The 19543-nt window shown below is 58.7% G+C and carries 23 protein-coding genes and 2 tRNA genes; 15 read left to right on the forward strand and 10 right to left on the reverse strand.

The window, feature by feature from the left end; genetic code table 11:
* Positions 1-41: 41 nt before the first annotated feature.
* Entirely contained in the window at positions 42-1124 is a 1083-nt protein-coding gene (gene prfA, locus BZL41_RS23555) for a peptide chain release factor 1 (protein WP_095601505.1), read from the reverse strand.
* Positions 1124-2395 (reverse strand): glutamyl-tRNA reductase, encoded by a 1272-nt coding sequence (gene hemA, locus BZL41_RS23560; RefSeq protein ID WP_095601506.1) that lies wholly within the window; start codon positions 2393-2395, stop codon positions 1124-1126. The genes prfA and hemA overlap by 1 nt, the downstream gene beginning before the upstream one ends.
* A 186-nt stretch (positions 2396-2581) precedes the next feature.
* Between hemA and BZL41_RS23565 the strand changes: the two genes are divergently transcribed.
* The 8 genes from BZL41_RS23565 to ychF all read left to right on the forward strand — a co-directional run bounded on the left by BZL41_RS23565 (position 2582) and on the right by ychF (position 9375).
* A complete protein-coding gene (locus BZL41_RS23565; protein WP_371916564.1) occupies positions 2582-4312 on the forward strand; it encodes a tetratricopeptide repeat protein in 1731 nt (576 codons plus the stop codon).
* Between the two features lie 4 nt (positions 4313-4316).
* The gene (gene lolB / locus BZL41_RS23570; RefSeq protein WP_095601508.1) at positions 4317-4952 is read left to right on the forward strand and encodes a lipoprotein insertase outer membrane protein LolB; all 636 of its coding nucleotides are present in this window, start codon (positions 4317-4319) and stop codon (positions 4950-4952) included.
* A 1-nt stretch (position 4953) separates the two neighbouring features.
* Positions 4954-5802: a 4-(cytidine 5'-diphospho)-2-C-methyl-D-erythritol kinase gene (gene ispE, locus BZL41_RS23575; protein ID WP_095601509.1), complete on the forward strand. Its 849-nt coding sequence runs from the start codon at positions 4954-4956 to the stop codon at positions 5800-5802.
* A gap of 32 nt (positions 5803-5834) precedes the next feature.
* A tRNA-Gln gene (locus BZL41_RS23580) sits at positions 5835-5909 on the forward strand.
* Positions 5910-5952: 43 nt separating this feature from the next.
* Positions 5953-6894: a ribose-phosphate pyrophosphokinase gene (locus tag BZL41_RS23585; protein ID WP_084335555.1), complete on the forward strand. Its 942-nt coding sequence runs from the start codon at positions 5953-5955 to the stop codon at positions 6892-6894.
* A 122-nt stretch (positions 6895-7016) separates the two neighbouring features.
* Positions 7017-7619 carry a 50S ribosomal protein L25/general stress protein Ctc gene (locus tag BZL41_RS23590; protein ID WP_095601510.1) on the forward strand — a complete coding sequence of 201 codons (603 nt, stop codon included), beginning with the start codon at positions 7017-7019 and terminating at the stop codon, positions 7617-7619.
* A gap of 29 nt (positions 7620-7648) precedes the next feature.
* On the forward strand, positions 7649-8233 hold the full coding sequence (gene pth, locus BZL41_RS23595) for an aminoacyl-tRNA hydrolase (protein ID WP_095601511.1): 585 nt from the start codon (positions 7649-7651) through the stop codon (positions 8231-8233).
* Between the two features lie 41 nt (positions 8234-8274).
* Positions 8275-9375 (forward strand): redox-regulated ATPase YchF, encoded by a 1101-nt coding sequence (gene ychF / locus BZL41_RS23600; protein ID WP_095601512.1) that lies wholly within the window; start codon positions 8275-8277, stop codon positions 9373-9375.
* Positions 9376-9535: 160 nt separating this feature from the next.
* Here ychF and BZL41_RS23605 read toward each other — a convergent pair whose 3' ends face one another.
* The gene (locus tag BZL41_RS23605; RefSeq protein ID WP_095601513.1) at positions 9536-10012 is read right to left on the reverse strand and encodes a DUF6392 family protein; all 477 of its coding nucleotides are present in this window, start codon (positions 10010-10012) and stop codon (positions 9536-9538) included.
* Positions 10012-11502 (reverse strand): S-type pyocin domain-containing protein, encoded by a 1491-nt coding sequence (locus BZL41_RS23610; RefSeq protein ID WP_143518151.1) that lies wholly within the window; start codon positions 11500-11502, stop codon positions 10012-10014. Before BZL41_RS23610 ends, BZL41_RS23605 begins: the two co-directional genes overlap by 1 nt.
* Before the next feature lie 206 nt (positions 11503-11708).
* Here BZL41_RS23610 and BZL41_RS23615 point away from each other — a divergent pair, with 206 nt between their 5' ends.
* From BZL41_RS23615 to BZL41_RS28230, 3 genes are all read left to right on the forward strand, one after another.
* Positions 11709-12305 carry an MBL fold metallo-hydrolase gene (locus tag BZL41_RS23615; RefSeq protein WP_095601514.1) on the forward strand — a complete coding sequence of 199 codons (597 nt, stop codon included), beginning with the start codon at positions 11709-11711 and terminating at the stop codon, positions 12303-12305.
* 381 nt (positions 12306-12686) lie between these two features.
* The gene (locus BZL41_RS28225) at positions 12687-13589 is read left to right on the forward strand and encodes a hypothetical protein (RefSeq protein WP_143518152.1); all 903 of its coding nucleotides are present in this window, start codon (positions 12687-12689) and stop codon (positions 13587-13589) included.
* Positions 13570-14199, forward strand: coding sequence for a hypothetical protein (locus BZL41_RS28230; protein ID WP_143518153.1), 630 nt, complete (start codon positions 13570-13572; stop codon positions 14197-14199). Before BZL41_RS28225 ends, BZL41_RS28230 begins: the two co-directional genes overlap by 20 nt.
* Before the next feature lie 69 nt (positions 14200-14268).
* Here the strand turns inward: BZL41_RS28230 and BZL41_RS28235 are convergent, their stop codons facing one another.
* From BZL41_RS28235 to BZL41_RS28240, 3 genes are read right to left on the reverse strand one after another with little or no spacing between them, the layout of a single operon-like run.
* Positions 14269-15609, reverse strand: coding sequence for a hypothetical protein (locus tag BZL41_RS28235; RefSeq protein ID WP_143518154.1), 1341 nt, complete (start codon positions 15607-15609; stop codon positions 14269-14271).
* Between the two features lie 39 nt (positions 15610-15648).
* On the reverse strand, positions 15649-15978 hold the full coding sequence (locus BZL41_RS23620; protein ID WP_095601515.1) for a hypothetical protein: 330 nt from the start codon (positions 15976-15978) through the stop codon (positions 15649-15651).
* A 55-nt stretch (positions 15979-16033) separates the two neighbouring features.
* On the reverse strand, positions 16034-16360 hold the full coding sequence (locus BZL41_RS28240) for a hypothetical protein (RefSeq protein WP_143518155.1): 327 nt from the start codon (positions 16358-16360) through the stop codon (positions 16034-16036).
* Positions 16361-16548: 188 nt separating this feature from the next.
* Between BZL41_RS28240 and BZL41_RS23625 the strand changes: the two genes are divergently transcribed.
* The 4 genes from BZL41_RS23625 to BZL41_RS23640 all read left to right on the forward strand — a co-directional run bounded on the left by BZL41_RS23625 (position 16549) and on the right by BZL41_RS23640 (position 17943).
* The gene (locus BZL41_RS23625) at positions 16549-17064 is read left to right on the forward strand and encodes a BRO family protein (protein ID WP_095601516.1); all 516 of its coding nucleotides are present in this window, start codon (positions 16549-16551) and stop codon (positions 17062-17064) included.
* 80 nt (positions 17065-17144) lie between these two features.
* Entirely contained in the window at positions 17145-17423 is a 279-nt protein-coding gene (locus BZL41_RS23630; RefSeq protein ID WP_095601517.1) for a type II toxin-antitoxin system RelE/ParE family toxin, read from the forward strand.
* A 12-nt stretch (positions 17424-17435) separates the two neighbouring features.
* Positions 17436-17741, forward strand: a complete 306-nt coding sequence (locus BZL41_RS23635) for a HigA family addiction module antitoxin (protein WP_095601518.1) — start codon at positions 17436-17438, stop codon at positions 17739-17741.
* 125 nt (positions 17742-17866) lie between these two features.
* A tRNA-Met gene (locus tag BZL41_RS23640) sits at positions 17867-17943 on the forward strand.
* A 91-nt stretch (positions 17944-18034) separates the two neighbouring features.
* Here BZL41_RS23640 and BZL41_RS23645 read toward each other — a convergent pair.
* The 3 genes from BZL41_RS23645 to BZL41_RS23655 all read right to left on the reverse strand — a co-directional run bounded on the left by BZL41_RS23645 (position 18035) and on the right by BZL41_RS23655 (position 19535).
* Positions 18035-18451, reverse strand: a complete 417-nt coding sequence (locus BZL41_RS23645) for a type II toxin-antitoxin system VapC family toxin (RefSeq protein WP_095601519.1) — start codon at positions 18449-18451, stop codon at positions 18035-18037.
* On the reverse strand, positions 18448-18693 hold the full coding sequence (locus BZL41_RS23650; protein ID WP_095601535.1) for an Arc family DNA-binding protein: 246 nt from the start codon (positions 18691-18693) through the stop codon (positions 18448-18450). The genes BZL41_RS23645 and BZL41_RS23650 overlap by 4 nt, the downstream gene beginning before the upstream one ends.
* A 122-nt stretch (positions 18694-18815) precedes the next feature.
* The gene (locus tag BZL41_RS23655; protein ID WP_256578233.1) at positions 18816-19535 is read right to left on the reverse strand and encodes an alpha/beta fold hydrolase; all 720 of its coding nucleotides are present in this window, start codon (positions 19533-19535) and stop codon (positions 18816-18818) included.
* Between the last annotated feature and the right edge of the window lie 8 nt (positions 19536-19543).

The following is a 19543-nucleotide window of genomic DNA, read 5'->3' on the forward strand; positions in this document are numbered from 1 at the left end:
GTACTCTTGAAGCCTATAGCTTGCAGCTTGCCGCTCTGGATTCAATCTCCCAGCGCCGCCAACTGGTCGGCCTGGTATTCGCTCAACAACGGCTCGATCACCGACTCCACGCCACCGGCCATGACCTCGTCCAGCGCATAGAGGGTCAGGTTGATGCGGTGATCGGTCACCCGCCCCTGGGGGAAGTTGTAGGTACGGATACGCTCGGAGCGGTCGCCGGAGCCCACCAGCAGCTTGCGCGTCTCGGAGATTTCCTTGTGCGCCGCGGCATCCTGCTGGTCCTGCAGCTTGGCCGCCAGCCAGGCCATGGCCTTGGCGCGGTTCTTGTGCTGCGAGCGTTCCTCCTGGCATTCGACGACGATGCCGGTGGGCAAGTGGGTGATGCGGATCGCCGAGTCGGTCTTGTTCACGTGCTGACCGCCCGCCCCGGAGGAACGGTAGGTATCGACACGCAGGTCCGCCGGGTTGATCTCGATGGCCGCCTGCTCGTCCGGCTCGGGCAGCACCGCCACCGTACAGGCGGAGGTGTGGATGCGCCCCTGCGACTCGGTCTCCGGGACCCGCTGCACGCGGTGCGCACCGGACTCGAACTTGAGCTTGGCGTAGACGTTGTCGCCTTCCACGCGGGAAATGATTTCCTTGTAGCCGCCGTGCTCGCCCGGATTCTCCGAGAGAATCTCGACGCGCCAGCCCTGGCGCTCGGCATAGCGCGAATACATGCGGAACAGGTCGCCGGAGAAGATCGCCGCCTCGTCGCCGCCGGTACCGGCGCGGATTTCCAGGAACACGTTGCGACCGTCGTTGGGATCCTTCGGCAGCAGCATGCGTTGCAGGCGGTTTTCCAGTTCGACCAGTTGCCCCTTGGCTTGGGCCACTTCCTCGGCAGCCATCTCGCGCAGGTCCGGGTCGCTGTCCTTGAGCAGCGCCTGGGCGCCCTCCAGGTCGGCCTGGACCTTGCGGAACTCACGGTAAGCCTGGACCACCGGCTCGACCTCGGCGTACTCCTTGGAATACGCGCGGAACTTGCCCTGGTCGCTGATCACCTCGGCGTCGCCGAGCAGCGCGGTGAGTTCTTCGTAGCGGTCGTGGAGGATGTCCAGCTTGTTCAGCAAAGAAGCTTTCATCACGGTTTCTTGTCCGGCGCCCCGTCGAGGGCAAAGAGTTCCTGGGCCATGGTCAAGGCGTCGATACGGCCTTCGGCGGAGAGTTTCTTCAATTGCACGCTCGGTGCATGCAGCAGCTTGTTGGTCAACCCACGGGCCAGGGCGGCCATCACCTCGGCAGGATCGGCACCGTTGCCGAGCAGGCGCAGCGCCTTGCCCAGCTCCTCGTCGCGCACCCGCTCGGCCTGCTGCCGGTAGGCCTTGAGCACATCCACAGCGGCCAGCTCGCGCAGGCGCAGCATGAAATCGTCCGCACCGACGGCGACTAGCTCCTCGGCGGCCTGGGCAGCCCCCTGGCGGCTCTTGAGGTTTTCCGCGATGACCTCGTGCAGGTCATCGACGCTATAGAGGTAGACGTCATCCAGCTCGCCGACCTCGGGTTCGATATCGCGCGGCACGGCGATGTCGACCATGAAGATCGGCTTGTGCTTACGCAGCTTGAGCGCCCGCTCCACCGCCCCCTTGCCGAGGATCGGCAACTGGCTGGCGGTCGAGCTGATGACGATGTCGCTGTTGGCCAGTTCCTGGGGAATATCGGCGAGCAGGATGGCATGGGCACCGAACTGCTCGGCCAGCGAGCTGGCCCGTTCCAGGGTGCGGTTGGCGACGACGATGCGCTTGACACCTTGCTCGTGCAGGTGGCGCGCCACCAGGGTGATCGTCTCGCCGGCGCCGATCAGCAGCGCCTGGCTGCGGTGCAGGTCACTGAAGATCTGCTTGGCCAGGCTCACCGCGGCGAAGGCCACGGACACCGGGTTCTCGCCGATGGCGGTATCGGTCCGCACCTGCTTGGCGGTACTGAAGGTGGCCTGGAACAGGCGGCCGAGCAGCGGGCCGACGGTGCCGGCCTCGCGGGCCACCGCGTAGGCGGACTTCATCTGGCCGAGAATCTGCGGCTCGCCCAGCACCATGGAGTCCAGCCCGGAGGCGACGCGCATCATGTGGCGCACGGCGGAATCGTCCTGGTGCACATAGGCACAGGCGCGCAAATCGTCGAGGCTCAGTTGGTGATAGTTGGCCAGCCAGGCAAGCACGGCGTCCACTTCCAACTGCTCCTGCTCGAGGTACAGCTCGCTGCGGTTGCAAGTGGAAAGGATCGCCGCCTCACGGCTCGGCGTAACCCGGCAGAGTTGCTGCAGGGCTTCAACCAACTGCTCCGGCGTGAACGCCACGCGCTCACGGACGTCCACCGAGGCGGTCTTGTGGTTGATACCAAGGGCGAGGAAGGCCATGCGGAATCGCTGATCGGAAACGGGAAGCGCGCAATTGTCCTACTTCGTCTGGGCGAGAACAACCATTGCGCTCTATTGTCCCAATAGGCAGGTTTCGCCCGAACGCGGATCGGCCTTGCCCCATGGGCTTGCCGGACGGCTTGTGTCATGATGCTCCGACCGCAGGTTAGTCGCCCTTCCTTATCTATGAATAAATCCGTTGCGTTGCTGACCGCCCTCCTCTTTCTCGGCGGCTGTCAGACTTTGTTCCCTTCCGACACCGACGGCACGCCGCCCGTGGAGGACGCCAGCCCGGCGCCCGAGGAAAGCAAGCCGCAGGTCTATGGCTCGTTCAGTCGCGAGACCCTGTTCGCCCTGCTCACCGCCGAGCTGGCCGGCCAACGCAACCGCTTCGACATCGCCCTCGGCAACTACGTGCAGCAGGCCAACGCGACCCAGGACCCGGGCGTCGCCGAACGGGCCTTCCGTATCGCCGAATACCTCGGCGCCGAGCAGGCGGCCCTGGATACCGCGCTGATCTGGGCGAAAAATGCGCCGGACAACGTCGACGCCCAGCGCGCCGCCGCCATCCAGTTGGCGCGGGGCGGCCGCTACGACGAATCCATGATCTACATGGAGAAGGTCCTACAGAAGCAGGGCGACACCCACTTCGACTTCCTCGCCCTGTCCGCCGCGGAAACCGATCCGGATACCCGCGCCGGCCTGCTGCAGAGCTTTGATCGCCTGCTGGAAAAATCCCCGGACAACGGCCAGTTGCTGTTCGGCAAGGCGCTCCTCCTGCAACAGGACGGCCGCTCCGAAGAAGCTCTGGAGCTTTTGGAAGACCAACCGGCGAGCCAGCGCGAAATTGCGCCGCTGCTGCTGCGCGCCCGCCTGCTGCAAAGCCTCAAGCGTGGCGACGAAGCCATTCCGCTGCTGGAAAAAGGCATCAAGCAACACCCGGACGACAAGCGCCTGCGCCTGACCTACGCCCGCCTGCTGGTCGAGCAGGACCGTCTCGACGACGCCAAGGGCGAGTTCTCCTCCCTGGTCCAGCAATTTCCCGACGATGACGACCTGCGCTTCTCCCTCGCCCTCGTCTGCCTGGAGGCCAAGGCCTGGGACGAGGCGGCGGTCTACCTCGAAGAACTGGTGGAGCGGCAGAGCTATGTAGACGCCGCGCACTTCAACCTCGGCCGCGTCTACGAAGAACGCAAGGACCCGGAAAGCGCCCTGATCGAATACGGCCTGGTCGGCCCCGGCAACGATTTCCTGCCCGCGCAATTGCGCCAGACCGAAATCCTGCTCGACAGCGGCCGCACCGACGAGGCCTCCGCCCGCCTCGCCAAGGCGCGCGAAACCCAGCCGGACTACGCCATCCAGCTCTACCTGATGGAAGCCGAAGCCTTCAGCAACCGCCAGCAGACCGACCGAGCCTGGAACGTGATCCAGCAAGGCCTGGAACAATTCCCCGAAGACCTCAACCTGCTCTACACCCGTGCCATGCTCGCCGAGAAGCGCAACGATCTGGCGCAACTGGAAAAGGACCTGCGCTTCGTCATCGAACGCGAGCCGGACAATGCCATGGCCCTCAACGCCCTGGGCTACACCCTCGCCGACCGCACCACCCGCTACGAAGAAGCACGCACGCTGATCGAACAGGCGCACCAGTTGAACCCGGAAGACCCCGCCATTCTCGACAGCCTCGGCTGGGTGAATTTCCGCCTGGGCAACAACGCCGAGGCGGAACGTCTGCTGCGCCAGGCCATCCAACGTTTCCCGGACCATGAAGTGGCCGCGCACCTGGGCGAAGTCCTCTGGGTCAGCGGCAAACAGCGCGAGGCGCGGCAGGTCTGGGCCAAAGCTCTGAAAGATCAACCCGACAGCCCGATCCTGCGCAGCACGCTGCTGCGCCTGACCGGCTCGGAGACGCTCTGACGCCATGCTTTTCCGTTCCCTCATCGCCCTTGGCCTGATCGCCCTGCTCAGCGGCTGTGCCGGCCTGACGTCCCGCGAATCCCTGCAAGGCCAGGGCAACCCTGCCCTGTGGAAAGCGCACAAGGAACAAATTGCCCAGCTCGATGCCTGGCAGATCAGCGGCAAGGTCGGCATCCGCGCACCGCGCGACGCCTCCGGCAAATCCGCCAGCGGCAGCGGCACCCTGTTCTGGCTGCAACGCCAGGACTACTACGACATCCGCCTCTCCGGCCCCCTCGGCCGTGGCGCCGCCCGCCTGACCGGGCGGCCCGGCGAAATCGTCCTGGAGGTCGCCAACCAGGGCCGCTACCAGGCGGAGTCGCCGGAAGCCTTGCTGGAAGAACAACTGGGCTGGAAGCTGCCCGTCTCCCACCTGCTCTGGTGGGTACGCGGCCTGCCGGCTCCGAAGTCCCGGAGCCAACTGACCCTCGACAGCGAAAGCCACCTGCAACGCCTCGAACAGGACGGCTGGGAGGTCGACTACCAGCGCTACGCCGAGCAGAACGGCTACACCCTGCCGGAGCGCCTCAAGCTGCGCGGGCACGACCTGGAAATCACCCTGGTGGTGAAGGACTGGCAACCGCGCCAGCTCGGCCAGTGACATGACCCCACAGCTAACCCTGCCGGCCCCGGCCAAGCTCAACCTGATGTTGCACATCCTCGGCCGCCGGGCCGATGGCTACCACGAACTGCAAACGCTTTTTCAATTCCTCGACCATGGCGACGAACTCAGCTTCGCCGTGCGCGAGGACGGCGAAATCCGTCTGCACACTGACATTCCCGGCGTGCCCCACGACAGCAACCTTATCGTCCGCGCCGCCCGCCAACTGCAACGCGAGAGCGGCTGCCCGCTGGGCGCCGACATCTGGCTGGAGAAACGCCTGCCCATGGGCGGCGGCATCGGCGGCGGCAGCTCGGACGCGGCCACCACCCTGCTCGCCCTCGACCGGCTCTGGCAGCTCGGCTGGAACCAGGACCGCCTGGCCGCCCTTGGCCTGTCGCTGGGCGCGGACGTCCCGGTGTTCGTACGAGGGCACGCGGCCTTCGCCGAAGGCGTGGGGGAAAAACTCGTCCCGGTGGAGCCGGAAGAGCCCTGGTATCTCGTGGCCGTTCCGCAAGTCTCTGTCAGCACAGCAGAAATTTTCTGCGACCCGGAGTTGACACGGGATACTCCGGCCATTACAGTGCGCACCGTTCTCGAGCGGGGCGGTCGAAATGACTGTCAGCCGGTGGTCGAGAAGCGTTACCCAGATGTTCGTAACGCTTTGATCTTGCTAAACAAATTCGTTTCAGCTAGATTAACCGGCACTGGTGGTTGCGTGTTTGGGGCCTTCCCTAACAAAGCCGAAGCTGATAAAGTCGCGGCCCAACTTCCGGTCTCCCTGCCAGCTTTTGTAGCCAAGGGAAGCAACGTTTCGATGTTGCACCGAAAGTTACAGGAACTGTCCTGAGAAGGATGCACAGCGCATCCATAGCGTGATACAGGGGCGTCGCCAAGCGGTAAGGCAGCAGGTTTTGATCCTGCCATGCGTTGGTTCGAATCCAGCCGCCCCTGCCATTTCTTATTTCATCAGGTCCACCTCAGCCGGCAGGTACTGCGCGTGTCCAAGATGATGGTCTTCACGGGGAACGCAAACCCCGATCTGGCCCGGCGTGTCGTGCGTCAGCTGCATATCCCCCTCGGCGACGCCTCCGTTGGCAAATTCTCCGACGGCGAAATCAGCGCGGAAATCAATGAAAACGTTCGTGGTAAAGACGTCTTCCTGATCCAGCCGACCTGCGCGCCCACCAACGATAACCTGATGGAACTGGTGGTACTGGCCGACGCCTTCCGCCGCTCCTCGGCTTCCCGAATCACCGCTGTGATCCCCTACTTCGGCTATGCCCGCCAGGACCGCCGTCCGCGTTCCGCCCGCGTGGCGATCAGCGCCAAGGTGGTCGCGGACATGCTGACCGTCGTCGGCGTCAACCGCGTCCTCACCGTTGACCTGCATGCCGACCAGATCCAGGGCTTCTTCGATATTCCCGTGGACAACATCTACGGCTCCCCCGTTCTGGTGGACGACATCGAAGACCAGCGTTTCGACAACCTGATGATCGTCTCCCCGGACATCGGCGGCGTGGTGCGTGCCCGCGCGGTCGCCAAATCCCTGGGTGTCGACCTGGCAATCATCGACAAGCGCCGTCCGAAGGCCAACCAGTCCGAAGTGATGCACATCATCGGTGATGTCGAAGGCCGTACCTGCATCCTCGTCGACGACATGGTCGACACCGCCGGCACCCTCTGCCACGCCGCCAAGGCGCTGAAGGATCACGGTGCCGCCAAGGTCTACGCCTACTGCACCCACCCGGTGCTGTCCGGCCGCGCCATCGAGAACATTGAAAATTCCGTGCTGGACGAACTGGTGGTGACCAACACCATCCCGCTGTCCGCCGCCGCACAAGCCTGTGCGCGTATCCGCCAACTGGATATTGCCCCGGTAGTCGCTGAAGCGGTCCGCCGCATCAGCAACGAAGAATCGATCAGCGCCATGTTCCGCTAAGCCAAGGGCTTACCGACGTTGCTGACGACAAGCGCCCCGCCTCCGTGCGGGGCTTTTTGCCCAACCGCCCCAGTGCTGGTCGCGAGCGCTGTGGGCGTTTTGGTTATTTTTGGAGAACCGTAATGACTGAGTTTGCCCTGAATGCCGAAGTGCGTTCCGACCTGGGGAAAGGTGCGAGCCGCCGCCTGCGTCGTAACGCCAGCCTGGTTCCTGCCGTGATCTACGGTGGCGACAAGGCCCCGCAATCCATCTCCCTGCTGGCCAAGGACTTCGCCAAGCTGCTGGAAAACGAAGCTGCCTTCAGCCACGTGATCACCCTGAACATCGGCAACAGCGCCGAAACCGTTCTGATCAAGGCCCTGCAGCGCCATCCGGCCAAGAGCTTCGTCCTGCACGCCGATTTCCTGCGCGTCGTAGCCGACCACAAGCTGACCGCCCACGTTCCGCTGCACTTCATCAACCAGGAAATCGCGGTTGGCGTGAAGCAAGGCGGTGGCGAAATCTCCCACACCATCAACGAAGTGGAAGTTTCCTGCCTGCCGAAGGACCTGCCGGAGTTCATCGAAGTCGACATGGCCAAGGTCGAGCTGAACCAGATCGTCCACCTGTCCGACCTGAAAGTGCCGGCCGGCGTGGAACTGGTTGCCCTCGCCCACGGCAACGACCTGGCGGTGGCCAACATCCACCCGTCCCGCGTCGTGAAAGAAGAAGGCGCAGCCGAGTAATCGCACTCGCTCGCTGACAAGGGCTCCTCGTGACTGCCATCCAACTGATCGTCGGCCTGGGTAACCCCGGCCCCGAATACGACCAGACCCGGCATAACGCAGGGGCCCTTTTCGTTGAGCGCGTGGCAGCCGCCAAAGGCGCCAGCCTCAGCGCAGACCGCAAATATTTCGGCCTGGTCGGGAAATTCTCCCATCAGGGCCGCGACATTCGCCTGCTGATCCCCACCACCTACATGAACCGCAGCGGTCAGGCGGTGGCGGCATTGGCGAACTTCTTCCGCATACCACCGGAAGCCATCCTGGTCGCCCACGACGAACTCGACATACCTCCCGGCGTCGCCAAGCTCAAACAGGGCGGCGGCCATGGCGGACACAACGGGCTGCGCGACATCATCGCCCAACTCGGCAACCAGAATAACTTCCACCGCCTGCGGCTCGGCATCGGCCATCCGGGGCACAGCAGCCTGGTCTCCGGCTACGTCCTCGGCCGCGCACCGCGCAGCGAACAGGACCTGCTCGACACCAGCATCGACTTCGCCCTCGGCGTGCTTCCAGACATCCTCGACGGGAACTGGACCAAAGCCATGCAGACACTGCACAGCCAGAAGGCCTGAGTTACCTTTTCCACCGAATTCACCTCCGCGAGGGACACACCATGGGATTCAACTGCGGCATCGTCGGCCTGCCCAACGTCGGCAAGTCCACCTTGTTCAACGCCCTCACCAAATCCGGTATCGCCGCGGAGAACTTCCCGTTCTGCACCATCGAACCGAACAGCGGCATCGTGCCCATGCCCGACCCGCGCCTGGACGCCCTGGCCGAGATCGTCAAGCCGCAGCGCGTGCTGCCCACCACCATGGAATTCGTCGACATCGCCGGGCTGGTGGAAGGCGCCTCCAAAGGTGAAGGCCTGGGCAACAAATTCCTCGCCAACATCCGCGAGACCGATGCCATCGCCCACGTGGTGCGCTGCTTCGAAGACGACAACGTCATCCACGTGGCCAACAGCGTCGACCCCAAGCGCGACATCGAAATCATCGAACTGGAACTGATCTTCGCCGACCTGGAAAGCTGCGAGAAGCAGCTACAGAAAGTCGCCCGCAACGCCAAGGGCGGCGACAAGGAAGCCGTGGCCCAGAAAGCCCTGCTGGAAAAACTGATCCCGCACTTCACCGAAGGCAAGCCGGCACGCACCCTGCTGAAGAACCTCGGCGACGACGACAGGCAACTGGCACGCGGCTTCCACCTGCTCACCAGCAAGCCGGTGATGTACATCGCCAACGTCGCCGAAGACGGCTTCGAAAACAACCCGCACCTCGACGTGGTGAAAGCCATCGCCGCCGAAGAAGGCGCCGTGGTGGTGCCGGTGTGCAACAAGATCGAAGCCGAGATTGCCGAACTGGACGACGACGAGGAAAAACTGATGTTCCTCGAATCCATGGGCATGGACGAACCCGGCCTGAACCGCGTGATCCGCGCCGGCTACGACCTGCTCAACCTGCAGACCTACTTCACCGCCGGCGTGAAAGAAGTGCGCGCCTGGACCGTCAAGGTCGGCGCCACCGCCCCCCAGGCCGCCGGCGTGATCCACACCGACTTCGAGAAAGGCTTCATCCGCGCCGAAGTCATCGCCTACGACGACTTCATCCAGTACAAGGGCGAAGCCGGCGCCAAGGAAGCCGGCAAATGGCGCCTGGAAGGCAAGGACTACATCGTCAAGGACGGCGACGTGATGCACTTCCGCTTTAACGTTTGATCGGTGTGAGCGCAGAGAGAACCCCGCTTAGGCGGGGTTTTCTTTGCCCGTGATTTGTTGCCCCACGCCCCCTGTAGGAGCCGCGCCCCGCGGCGAAAGCGCTTATCACCGACGACGCCACGCCAGGGCGCTTCGTTGAAGTACCCTGGTGGCGGAAGGGTCAGTCGTGGCCCTTGTCGATCAGGGTGAATACCAACGTATCGACCATTAAGGCGGAGGTGTATTTGAATATCACCTTTGTATTGGGGTAAGTGCCAGGGTCAAGTCGATAGGCATCCCAACCGCCTGTCATGCCCATTGGCTGCGGCATCTTAACCGGCCCCTTGGAAGCCATCGGTTCACCAAAAGTTGCGTGCACGCCGGTCTTGGCCATCACAGGTGAGAAAGGCTTGGGCAATTCACCCTTGTACTCAACTGTTGAAGGTGTTGTTTTGAACAAGGTGATAAACAGCGTCTCGAAGCGCCTTGTCTCCGCCCAAAAACTTAATTCAAGGCCCGGCTCGGGCTCAATGCATACCCTCTCCCGACCCTCATACAATTCTTGTAGGGGTTGACTCGGGACGACCCCATCAGCAACCAAGGCGTCGTAGCTCCGCCCAAGGTTCTTGATCCAGTGTTCAATGGTTGCGGCGTCCATCAGTACCACCCCTGTTCTTTGTTGAGCGTATGAAGTTGCTCGCGAGCCGCCTCGATGTCGGCTTCGGCGAAGCCTTCTTCCAGTAGTCCGCGCTTGATCGCATCGAAGTTGCTGTCCACCGCTGCTTGCAGGTTGGCGGCATCCAGGGCCTGCTTCACCTTGGTATTTCGCCCGCCGTAGGTCTCACTGTACTTCTGGTGAACACGGGCTGGAATCGCAATACTTGGCGCCATCTTGAGATAGTCGTCTACTTGGCGCTGAGTCATCTCGGGATCAAGCTCCCATAGTCTTGCTTCCAGCACCCTCCGCGCGGGAATATGGTCAATATCCAAGCCGTCTCGCCGGCTGCGCGAGCTGAGATCGCTGTAAATCCCCACCTCCAGCGGATTGACCGCCGGTTTGGCAAACACCACGTACAGCGGCGGCACGCCCGACTCAATCGGCAAAACCAGGATGCAGTCCTGCCAGGTCATATCGTCCGAGGCGGGATAGATTTCGAGCTGACTATCGGTGCCCTCTGCGACCGGATGCACCAGGATATTTTCCAGCGCATCGGTCACCCCCGGATAGGTGGTCGGCGCTTGCACCACGGGGCCATTATTCGGCGTCCAGATGATGGTAACGCCGTTGAGCTGCGCCTCCATTGCGTTACCGACCTGCCGCCATTGGCTGACCACCGGCACGCTGTCCATGCCGGAGGTCGCGCTGGTGTGAATGCCATACACCCGCATGATGCCTTCGGCATCCCTGCGGAACTGAAAGCGCACCCTGGTGGGGGCCACCATCATCCCGCGCAATTGTTCCTCGGTCAGGGTGGAGTCGCCCATGCTGGTAGGCCACAGGGCCAGCAACAGGGTACTGGCCGCTGTACCAGCTGCGGCGGCAGCACCGCGTAGACTCCAGGTGCCGAGCGCCTCCAGCGCGGCTTGCCCGGCTACCCGGCCAAGGGTTGCGCCGCCCTCCGTACTGACGATCGCCGTCGACCCCATCACCACGGCCTGGCCGAAGTTGGCCACGGGCTCGATTCGCGCGCCGGCCTCGGTCGACTCCGGAGGCACGGTGCAGGTCTTGGCAAATACGCATGCCTGCTCGGGTTCGCCGATAAATACCAGGCCGCCTTTCAAATGCGGCTGGTTCGGATCAGCACCGTACTCATAGCGCTGGCCCGCATAACTGACCCGATTGAAATCGATGGGTGGGATGGCCGCGTAACGCCCGGCTGCGGTGCTGGGTGCTCCGGTCTTCACCGTCGAGGACGACAACACCACCCCTCCATGCGAATGCATGCTGCCGTGCACGGCGGCATGGCAGTCGTCGATGAAGAACCAGGACAGTCCGGAGATGATGGTGGCGCCACAAGCGGTCTTGCTGACGCCCACCAGCGCAGCGGGTTGATGGTCCACCAGGGTATCGGGTGATCCGCTGACGATGTGGTTAGGCCCGCACCGCGGGCAAGTAACCGGGTCGCCTACCTTGGCCAAATCAGCCACATGCTTCCCTCATAGCTGTGAATTGGAGGCCGGAACCTACCAAGCCAGCGGAGAGGGTGCACGGATGTCGGTCACGAATCAAAAATGGCTTACGTTGGTTTTTGGTTCCATTGCTCCCCAAACCCCTAGGGACGCAGCGTGGGTATATTGCACTAGGGATTAATGCCATCAAGGTTCGCCTCTGGGAAACTGCGACCGAGACGCCCATGCCGGGCCTGACCACCCACGCCTACCTGCTGACGCGCGAGAGCGGCAACCTGCTGTTCTACAACACCAGCCTGCGCCAGGAGATCGAGCGAATGGCCAAGCTGGGCGGCGTCGCCTATCAGTTCCTCAGCCACCGCGACGAACTGGGCGACTCGCTGATGCAGATTCGCCAGCGCTTCGGTACCCGGCTTGGCGGCCACCGCCGGGAACAGGAGGAATTCGCCCGCCACGCGCCGGTGGATATCCTCTTCGACGAGCGCCAGACGCTGCTCGGCAATATCGACGTGATCCCCACCCCGGGCCATAGCCCCGGCAGCACCTGCTTTCTGGTGCACAGCCCGACCGGCCAACGCTACCTGTTTACCGGCGACCCCCTCTACCGCAGCGCGGATGGCAGCTGGAAAGCCGGTTTTATCCCAGGCCATAACAGCCCCGAAGACCGCCAGACCATGGCCACCAGCATCGCCGGTCTGCGGATTCTGCAGCCCGATCTGGTAGTCGGGAGCGCGTTCTCAGGCGGCAGTGGCTATCAGGAAATGGCGCGCGGGGAATGGCAGGAGCATGTGGATAGTGCGTTGGAGCGGCTGATGGGCTAAAGCTGACCTACCCTCACAGAGCCATTTTTTGCGCACAGACAACAAGGGGTTAGCTTGCGCTAACCCCTTGTTTTGTATGGTGGTCACACCTGAGCTTGGGCCTAGAACATCAGCATTATGAATCCGCTACGAACCGCCCCACTAAACCAGAAAGCCCCATAAAACGGGACTTTCAGCCCTCCCCCACGCAGGCTAGACCAGTCCTTTTCAGAAATCTCCACGAATGTAGTCCCCTTCCCCTATTTACGTGTACTCGCTACACACGCTAGCCTAGCGAAGGCAAATTGCCGCTACGGCTCATGGAAGGGCACTAAATTCCCTCTCCTGTCGCATTCCGCATCTTATTGCTCTGTGAATTATGGATTTTGGGGATTGGAAAGTATGTCTGAAGTTCTAATGCCGCCACAGCTAATCATAAAGTTCGATGGATATATGTCCGAAGGTAATAGAATATCTCTTCGGACACTTGCACACACTCTTCCGTTTTTACAGCGAGCTGTTGACAAGATCGTTATATATGAAAGACAAGGAATAGTTGGAAAAGGCGCTACACTTCATCAAGCAAACTATCAATATGCAGACCTATACCTTGAACAGCTAGAGACTGGGTCAGTAATTCTGCCTCTTGTTGGCAACTTTATTTCAGGTGTTGCGGCAAAATTCAATTCATTCATGGATGACCCTTACCATGAAACTGAGAACCTACTTGCCGGAAAATTTTCTGGCTTTGATGCTAGAGTTGACATGACGCGCAGCCTTATTAGCTCTGGCGCTTTAGTCCCAATATCTCATGACGAGTTAATTTCCAAACAGGACTTTGTAGATCGCGACTATGCTCAAGCCGCTTTCTTGAACGATATAAACAACATGCTCTCTCCTCTCCGTTCAAGCCTCTGTGCGGGAGATTCAATAACAATCACCAACGCCGACCCTAGTCATTCTGCAAAGTACTATTTTGATCAAAACCGTAGCAAGGCGTTTGCCAAGGTAGTGCGAGAGCAACGACTTGCTCATCCAGTTAAGTACCTAGGCCGGCTTGATGGACTTGTAAACAGAGGCGGAACTGGATTTCCTTATGTCGGGAAGTTCATGTGCAAAACAACAAAGAAAGAGAGAAAATTACTTGTAGCTAGTGAGGCAGATGCCTTCGAGCTAAACAAGCACAATCTTGGAAGTTCTGAAATCCTAATTGTAGCATGCCCTTTAGCTGTATATGGTGCCTTTGACCCGTTGGCGGGAGACTTAGTTTTTATTGGGTTCCATAATGATCGACAAACTACTTGACGAGGCAATAAAGCCATTTGAAGCACTCCTGACAAAGCAACGCTGCATTATGTTTTTGCTTTTGTCCCTTATGTTATCCCCCACTATTTACGAGCTGTTTTATTTAATTACCGCAAACCCATCCATCTCCGAGACAACAATGAAATTCGGGGAGACATTATCAGCTATCACGCTGGGCTCATTTACCCTAGCCATATCTTGGTGCTTTTATTTTTCCCCTAGAATAATTTACCTCTTATTTTCATACCTAAACAAAACCGAATTAATAAAGCAACGCAGAGCCATAAACACATTAAGAGCAATCGAAGAAAAGGAAAATGATTTCTTTCTTGAAAACTACTACATTATCAAAGAAATTTGGCGAACAGAAAAAGAGACCACAGAGTCCGCTATAAGATACAGACTCGAGTACCTAGAAATAATATTCAGCCTTTCATTTTTGACGCTACTCTTGCCTATAAGAAGCGGCGACTTTAACTACCTATCTCTAGCCACAATTGTTCTTTGCTCACTTTATATCCAAGACGCCTCCACGAAGAATGTCGCCTCCTATCTTTCAAACATAGCACCTTACAAGCTTGCCACGGCAAGGATAAAAGCAATAACTTGAACCCTGCCTTTTCATCTGTAGGTTATCTCCAGCCTATTTTAGGCAGAGACATTCATCTTGAATGCCCCCCTAATCACCGCCTCCTTGTTCACTTTTAGGAGCTGTACTTTGCTCTTCCCGATGCTTTCTTGGCCGTTGATCTGCAGCAGCTAGTTTCTCAAGGGCGCTATTCGCTAGTTTCCCTACGTTTGACACAAATCCAGGAACTGTTTTAACTGCTTCTTTAATAGCCTCAGACGAAAGCAATTCATGCCACGGACTCCCATGGCTTTTCGGATCAACCAGTCTCAAAGGCAGTTCATCCAGTCGATTCAAAGCAGAACTTAGAAGGCTAAGCTCCAAATCCTTATCTAGACGTGCAGCTTCCCGACGATAGCCTTCATATGCTCTAGAGATAGACGCCTTGAACGCATAGTCTTCTGACAGCTTAAACCTATCACCTATTTGTTTTGTTGATATCCAAGCAAACCATATTGGCGCACCAACCGAAAGCACAGCCAACACCAGATTAATAATAATCACTTCGGTAGAATTACTATTACCATTAATTGTCTCTGACAGCTTCGCTATCTGCTGCGAACCAAAAACCCCACCTACGATCAGTGCAACTGCCAAACCTGCAACCCATGATTTTATTGACTTATTCAGAAGAACTGATCGCTCCTGAAAGGCTGCCGCCAATCCTTGACTTGTGGCGGATGCATATGCTGTCTCGCACCGTTCCAATACAGCTGCAGCGTCCTCGCTACAAGCTTTCATTACATCAGCTATTTTTTCGGCGTCACTTTTCGACTTCTCTACAAGCCTTTTGTTTGCCTCCACCTCTATTAAGGCCTCATTTATTTTGGCTCTGGCCTCCTCAAGAGATTCAAGGTCAGTTGGTAGCTTATCCGCAGCCTCTCCCGCGCTTTCTATTCGCCCCACTAGACTTTCAATATTTTCTGATCTAGGTGCAAGAGCCTTCAGTCTAGACTCCATAGCCCTGACTTGGACTGTCACCCTTTGCAGGTCTCTAGACAGCGTCTCCCTGCTTCCTAAAATATCTCCCTGACACCGTCTCAACTCCTCGTTTACCGTAAACTCAACATCTTCAATACTTGTAATTAACGACTGGGCCGTTGAGCTAGAGCCATGAAAAAGATATGGGATAGATCTCTCAAGAAGATACTTCGTTCTATCTACAAGTATCCCCAATAGAGAATCATCCTCCTTTTGACTCATCAAAACATCTTCGTTAGCCTTTAATTTATCAATTAGAAGCTCAATCCTCCAGGCAATATCAAACCTAGTTAGCGCCGGGCCTGTCACGCCCACCTCCTCGCTAATCAAAGTTTCCGGCAATGATTTTTCATGAAGCTTATCCTTAAGCTCCGAGAGATTACCTCTCAAATCCTCTATTATTTTTTTCATTCTTTATCAGCCATTAAATTATCTGTTACTGGCAGATCACTACCAATTTTTATTACGTAGCCCTTCCATACACTCCTTCACGTCATCATCAATAACGTACCCAGGCTTGATGCATTCCTTCATGGTGCGGCGAACCCCGCGATTGGCTTCGCGTTCTCGTTGGTCTTGGGCTTTGAGGTTGGCTCGGGCGGCTTCGCCCATGGGGCTTTTGGATCCGGCGAACAGTTCGTTCACCAGTTTCTGCATGCCTTTGCCGTAGGCTTCGGCAGCAGGCCTTAGGGCATCACCTACTTGGGTGGCAACAGGCTTGGATTCTTCTGCGAGGGCGGAGCTTGTGGCTAGGGCCAGTGCCAACAGCATCCTTTTCATTGGTCTTCTCCATTCCTTCGGGCGTACCAGCGCCTAGCTACTTCTTGGGTGATCGCTATCCCGCGTTTGGATTGGCCACGTTTACGTTGGCCTCTTGGCTGTCAGGACTGATCTCGCCATTGGCGGGATCGACCCGGCCCGTTCTCAACCACAGAGAATATTCAGGGTAGCGCTCTGCCATCAAGTCCAGCTCGCTTGTTCTCAGATGCGCTCTCTTGTCATATCGGATCGTCTTGCAACGCTCTTCCTTGATACCAGTAGCTTCACTGACCTCGCGGTGGCCGATCTTAGACAAAAAAAGCCGGACTCTATCGTGGGTTGATTCCATAAAGGTCTTAACAATAGCCTGTTGAAATATTCCACAATCAACAGAGAGTGGCATTATTCCACCCGAACGCCTGACATGCCCCACAGCCATTCAGGTGCTTCCCGATTATAGGGACTTTGTTACGGAACGGTCTGATGTGCCGCGCTTCCGAGCGCAGTTCTGCACGAAATCCCTGCTGGCTCAGCACTTGGCATGGCAGCCATCAGCGAAGACGCGCGCCTGCCTGACCCACGGAGGCCTTTATGGAAGAAAGCTATGTCCCCCTGCCGCTGATGCGGCATAACCGCCCGCTGCGCGGCGTGATGATCGACCGGCAGCCTTGGGTGTGCGCCAAGGAGTTCGGCCTGTTGATGGGGCATCGGCACCCGGAGCGGATTTGTCGGCTGATGGATGACGATCAGGTTCGTACGGTGACCTTCTGTACCCACCAAGGCGACTCGGAGCCTGTTCAGCTATTGAGCGAGTCCGCGCTTTATCGTGCGCTCTGCCGTTTCAGCCATCCTGAGAATCGCAGCCTGCGCCGTTGGCTGTCTCATGAGGCTTTGCCCGCCCTGCGCGATGCCTGGGAGAGCCGGGCGCAGGAACCCAGGCGCACGCTGATGGCGTGGGATCGGCAGCGCATCAGCCTGCTGGAATGGCAGGGCGACCTATGGATTGCCCTGCGGGACATGCCCCGCTTCGCCCCCCCCGCCGCAACCCGGCGAGCGCTCCCTGCGGATGTTGCTGAATCGCTGGTGGCGCGAAGGGCCAGTGCGTGATGGTGAAGCCAAAAAGCCCTGGCGGCGTCTGAGGATCATGGCGTATGATCACAATAACGCTTAACGTTAAGGATTAACGTATGATCCTGAGTTTCAGATGTGCAGAAACCCAGGCTCTGTTTGAGTCAGGAAGCTCCAGGCGCTGGGCCAACGTTCTCAATGTGGCTACGCGGAAGCTGACGATGCTGAATGCGGCTGTTGAGCTACGAGACCTCCGCTCTCCACCGGGCAACCGACTGGAGCAGTTGCAGGGAGATCGAGCAGATCAACACAGCATCAGAATCAACGATCAATGGCGAATCTGTTTTGTGTGGACTGCCACTGGCCCTACACAAGTCGAGATCGTCGATTACCACTGAGGAGGTGGCAACATGGCAATCAACGGCATGCGTCCGGTTCATCCCGGTGAAGTACTGCGCGAAGAATTCCTGCAGCCACTGGCGATGACACCGGCGGCGCTCGCTCGCGCGCTTCATGTGTCGGCGCCGACCATCAATGACATCGTGCGGGAGCGTCGCGGCATCACTGCCGATACGGCTATCCGACTTGGCCGCTTTTTTGATACGTCCGCTCAGTTCTGGATGAATTTGCAGACCGAATACGCACTGGCGACTGTCTATGCTGAGTCTGGCGAAGAAATCGAGCAGGAAGTAGCCCCGCTCAAGGCGGTGGGCTGAAAGCATCCAGCGCAAGCTCTTCGTTGCCAGTCGCCACCCCGTAACCGCTTGATGGAACGCCAAAAAATGCCACCCTGGGAGGGTTGACAGGCGGGTCACGTCCGAGAATAATGCGCGCCTCGAATGGCTACGTAGCTCAGCTGGTTAGAGCACGGCATTCATAATGCTGGGGTCCGGGGTTCAAGTCCCTGCGTAGCCACCATATCCAAAAAGGGGTTAGCGAAAGCTAACCCCTTTTCTTTTGGTCGCTGTAAAGCTGGCCGAAGAGGCATGATTACCCGCGCACTGGCTCGTCACGCCCACGGGTCGACCAGAATGACCCCGAGCGCCTCGAAATGGCGAATGTTGCGAGTGGCGATGGTTGCATCGTGCAAACGAGCGATTGCCGCGATCTGTACATCCGCCATATCCACTTTTCGTCCCCTCGCTTCAGCGTCTGCCGCTATTTCGGCATAGAGAACGGCGGCGTCGGCATCAAAAGGCAGAATGCGATCAGAAAAATCCTGATCGAACATATCGGACGCCATCTCGAACAGGGTGTGCTTGCGCTTGCCGTCCGGTAACCGGGCGATGCCATAGAGAATTTCCGCCACGGTGATGGAGGAAATCGACAACTCGCTTACGGGCTGGGCATCCACCCAGGCGAGGACCCGGGTCTCCGGCTTGGCCCGCATGAGTTCGGACAGTACGTTGGTATCAAGCAGAATCATTCGTCGAAACTCGCCGCCCGTGGCTGAGTGTTGCGCTCTGGCACATCGAGATCGGCGCCGCCAACCGAGACAAAGCGCGAATGAATTCTGCTTCCCAACCCTCCTGGCGTTGCCTGGCGAGAAAGCGCCTGGAGGAGAATGACTCTGACCTCTTCTTCCATCGAACGACCGTGACTGGCCGCAACGACTCGAAGCCGAGCTTTCAGGTCGTCATCCAGATTGCGAATCGTGATACTGGCCATGGCATCCCCAATGAAATCAATGACTGCATTGAAATCATACGAGCATCCTGTGCAAATGCCTATGACCGGGGCCTGATCGTTACTACCTAGTATGGATAAAATGCACTGGCCGGTATGAACGCTCACATCGAGGCCTGTTCACTATAAAGATGACGGCTTTCCACCTCTCGAAGAAAACTGTCGATGGCAGCCACTGCTTCCGCTGGACAAGCCTGCAGCAGGCAATGCGGCCCCGAAATCGGCATGACATGCACAGACGAACAAAGTTGCTCGATCAACCGTGCATTGGCCGCTGGAACCAAGCGGTCCTCGGTAGCGCGCAGGTAGAGCACCGGAGCTTTTGCTGCCAACAGCGACGCCGACTCATCGACGGAAGATACCGCTCGTAATCGCGCCCTCAGCACAGAGGGGGATACCCGAGACAATGCGTGCTCCAACAAGCTACGTAACGCAGGCGTGGCGAAGCGGCCGAGTAGAAGGGCTGCAATGAGAGACCCGGGAACGCTGCGAATCGGAAGCAGCGGCAGCAGCGCCTTGAACCTGCCCAGTAACGGTCGAGGATTTTGCACGAAGGTGCAGCACAGTACGAGACCTCTAACCCGGTCTGCGCAGCTCGCCGCGATGGCAGTGGCAATAGGACCGGAAAAAGACTCACCCAACAGCACTAGCGGCCCCTCAGGAAGAGCCGCTTCCACATAGGATCGAAGTGCCTGGTAGCCGAGAGTTTCATCGATGGGATAGTGGACAACCATGACACGAATATCATCCGGTAGCGCGTCGATAAACGGCTGGAAGAGCAATCCCGTGCCATCCATGCCCGGGAGAAGAATCAGAGTAGTCAATACTGCCT

It is taken from the genome of Pseudomonas sp. PIC25 (assembly GCF_002286785.1).
GTDB lineage: Bacteria > Pseudomonadota > Gammaproteobacteria > Pseudomonadales > Pseudomonadaceae > Pseudomonas_M.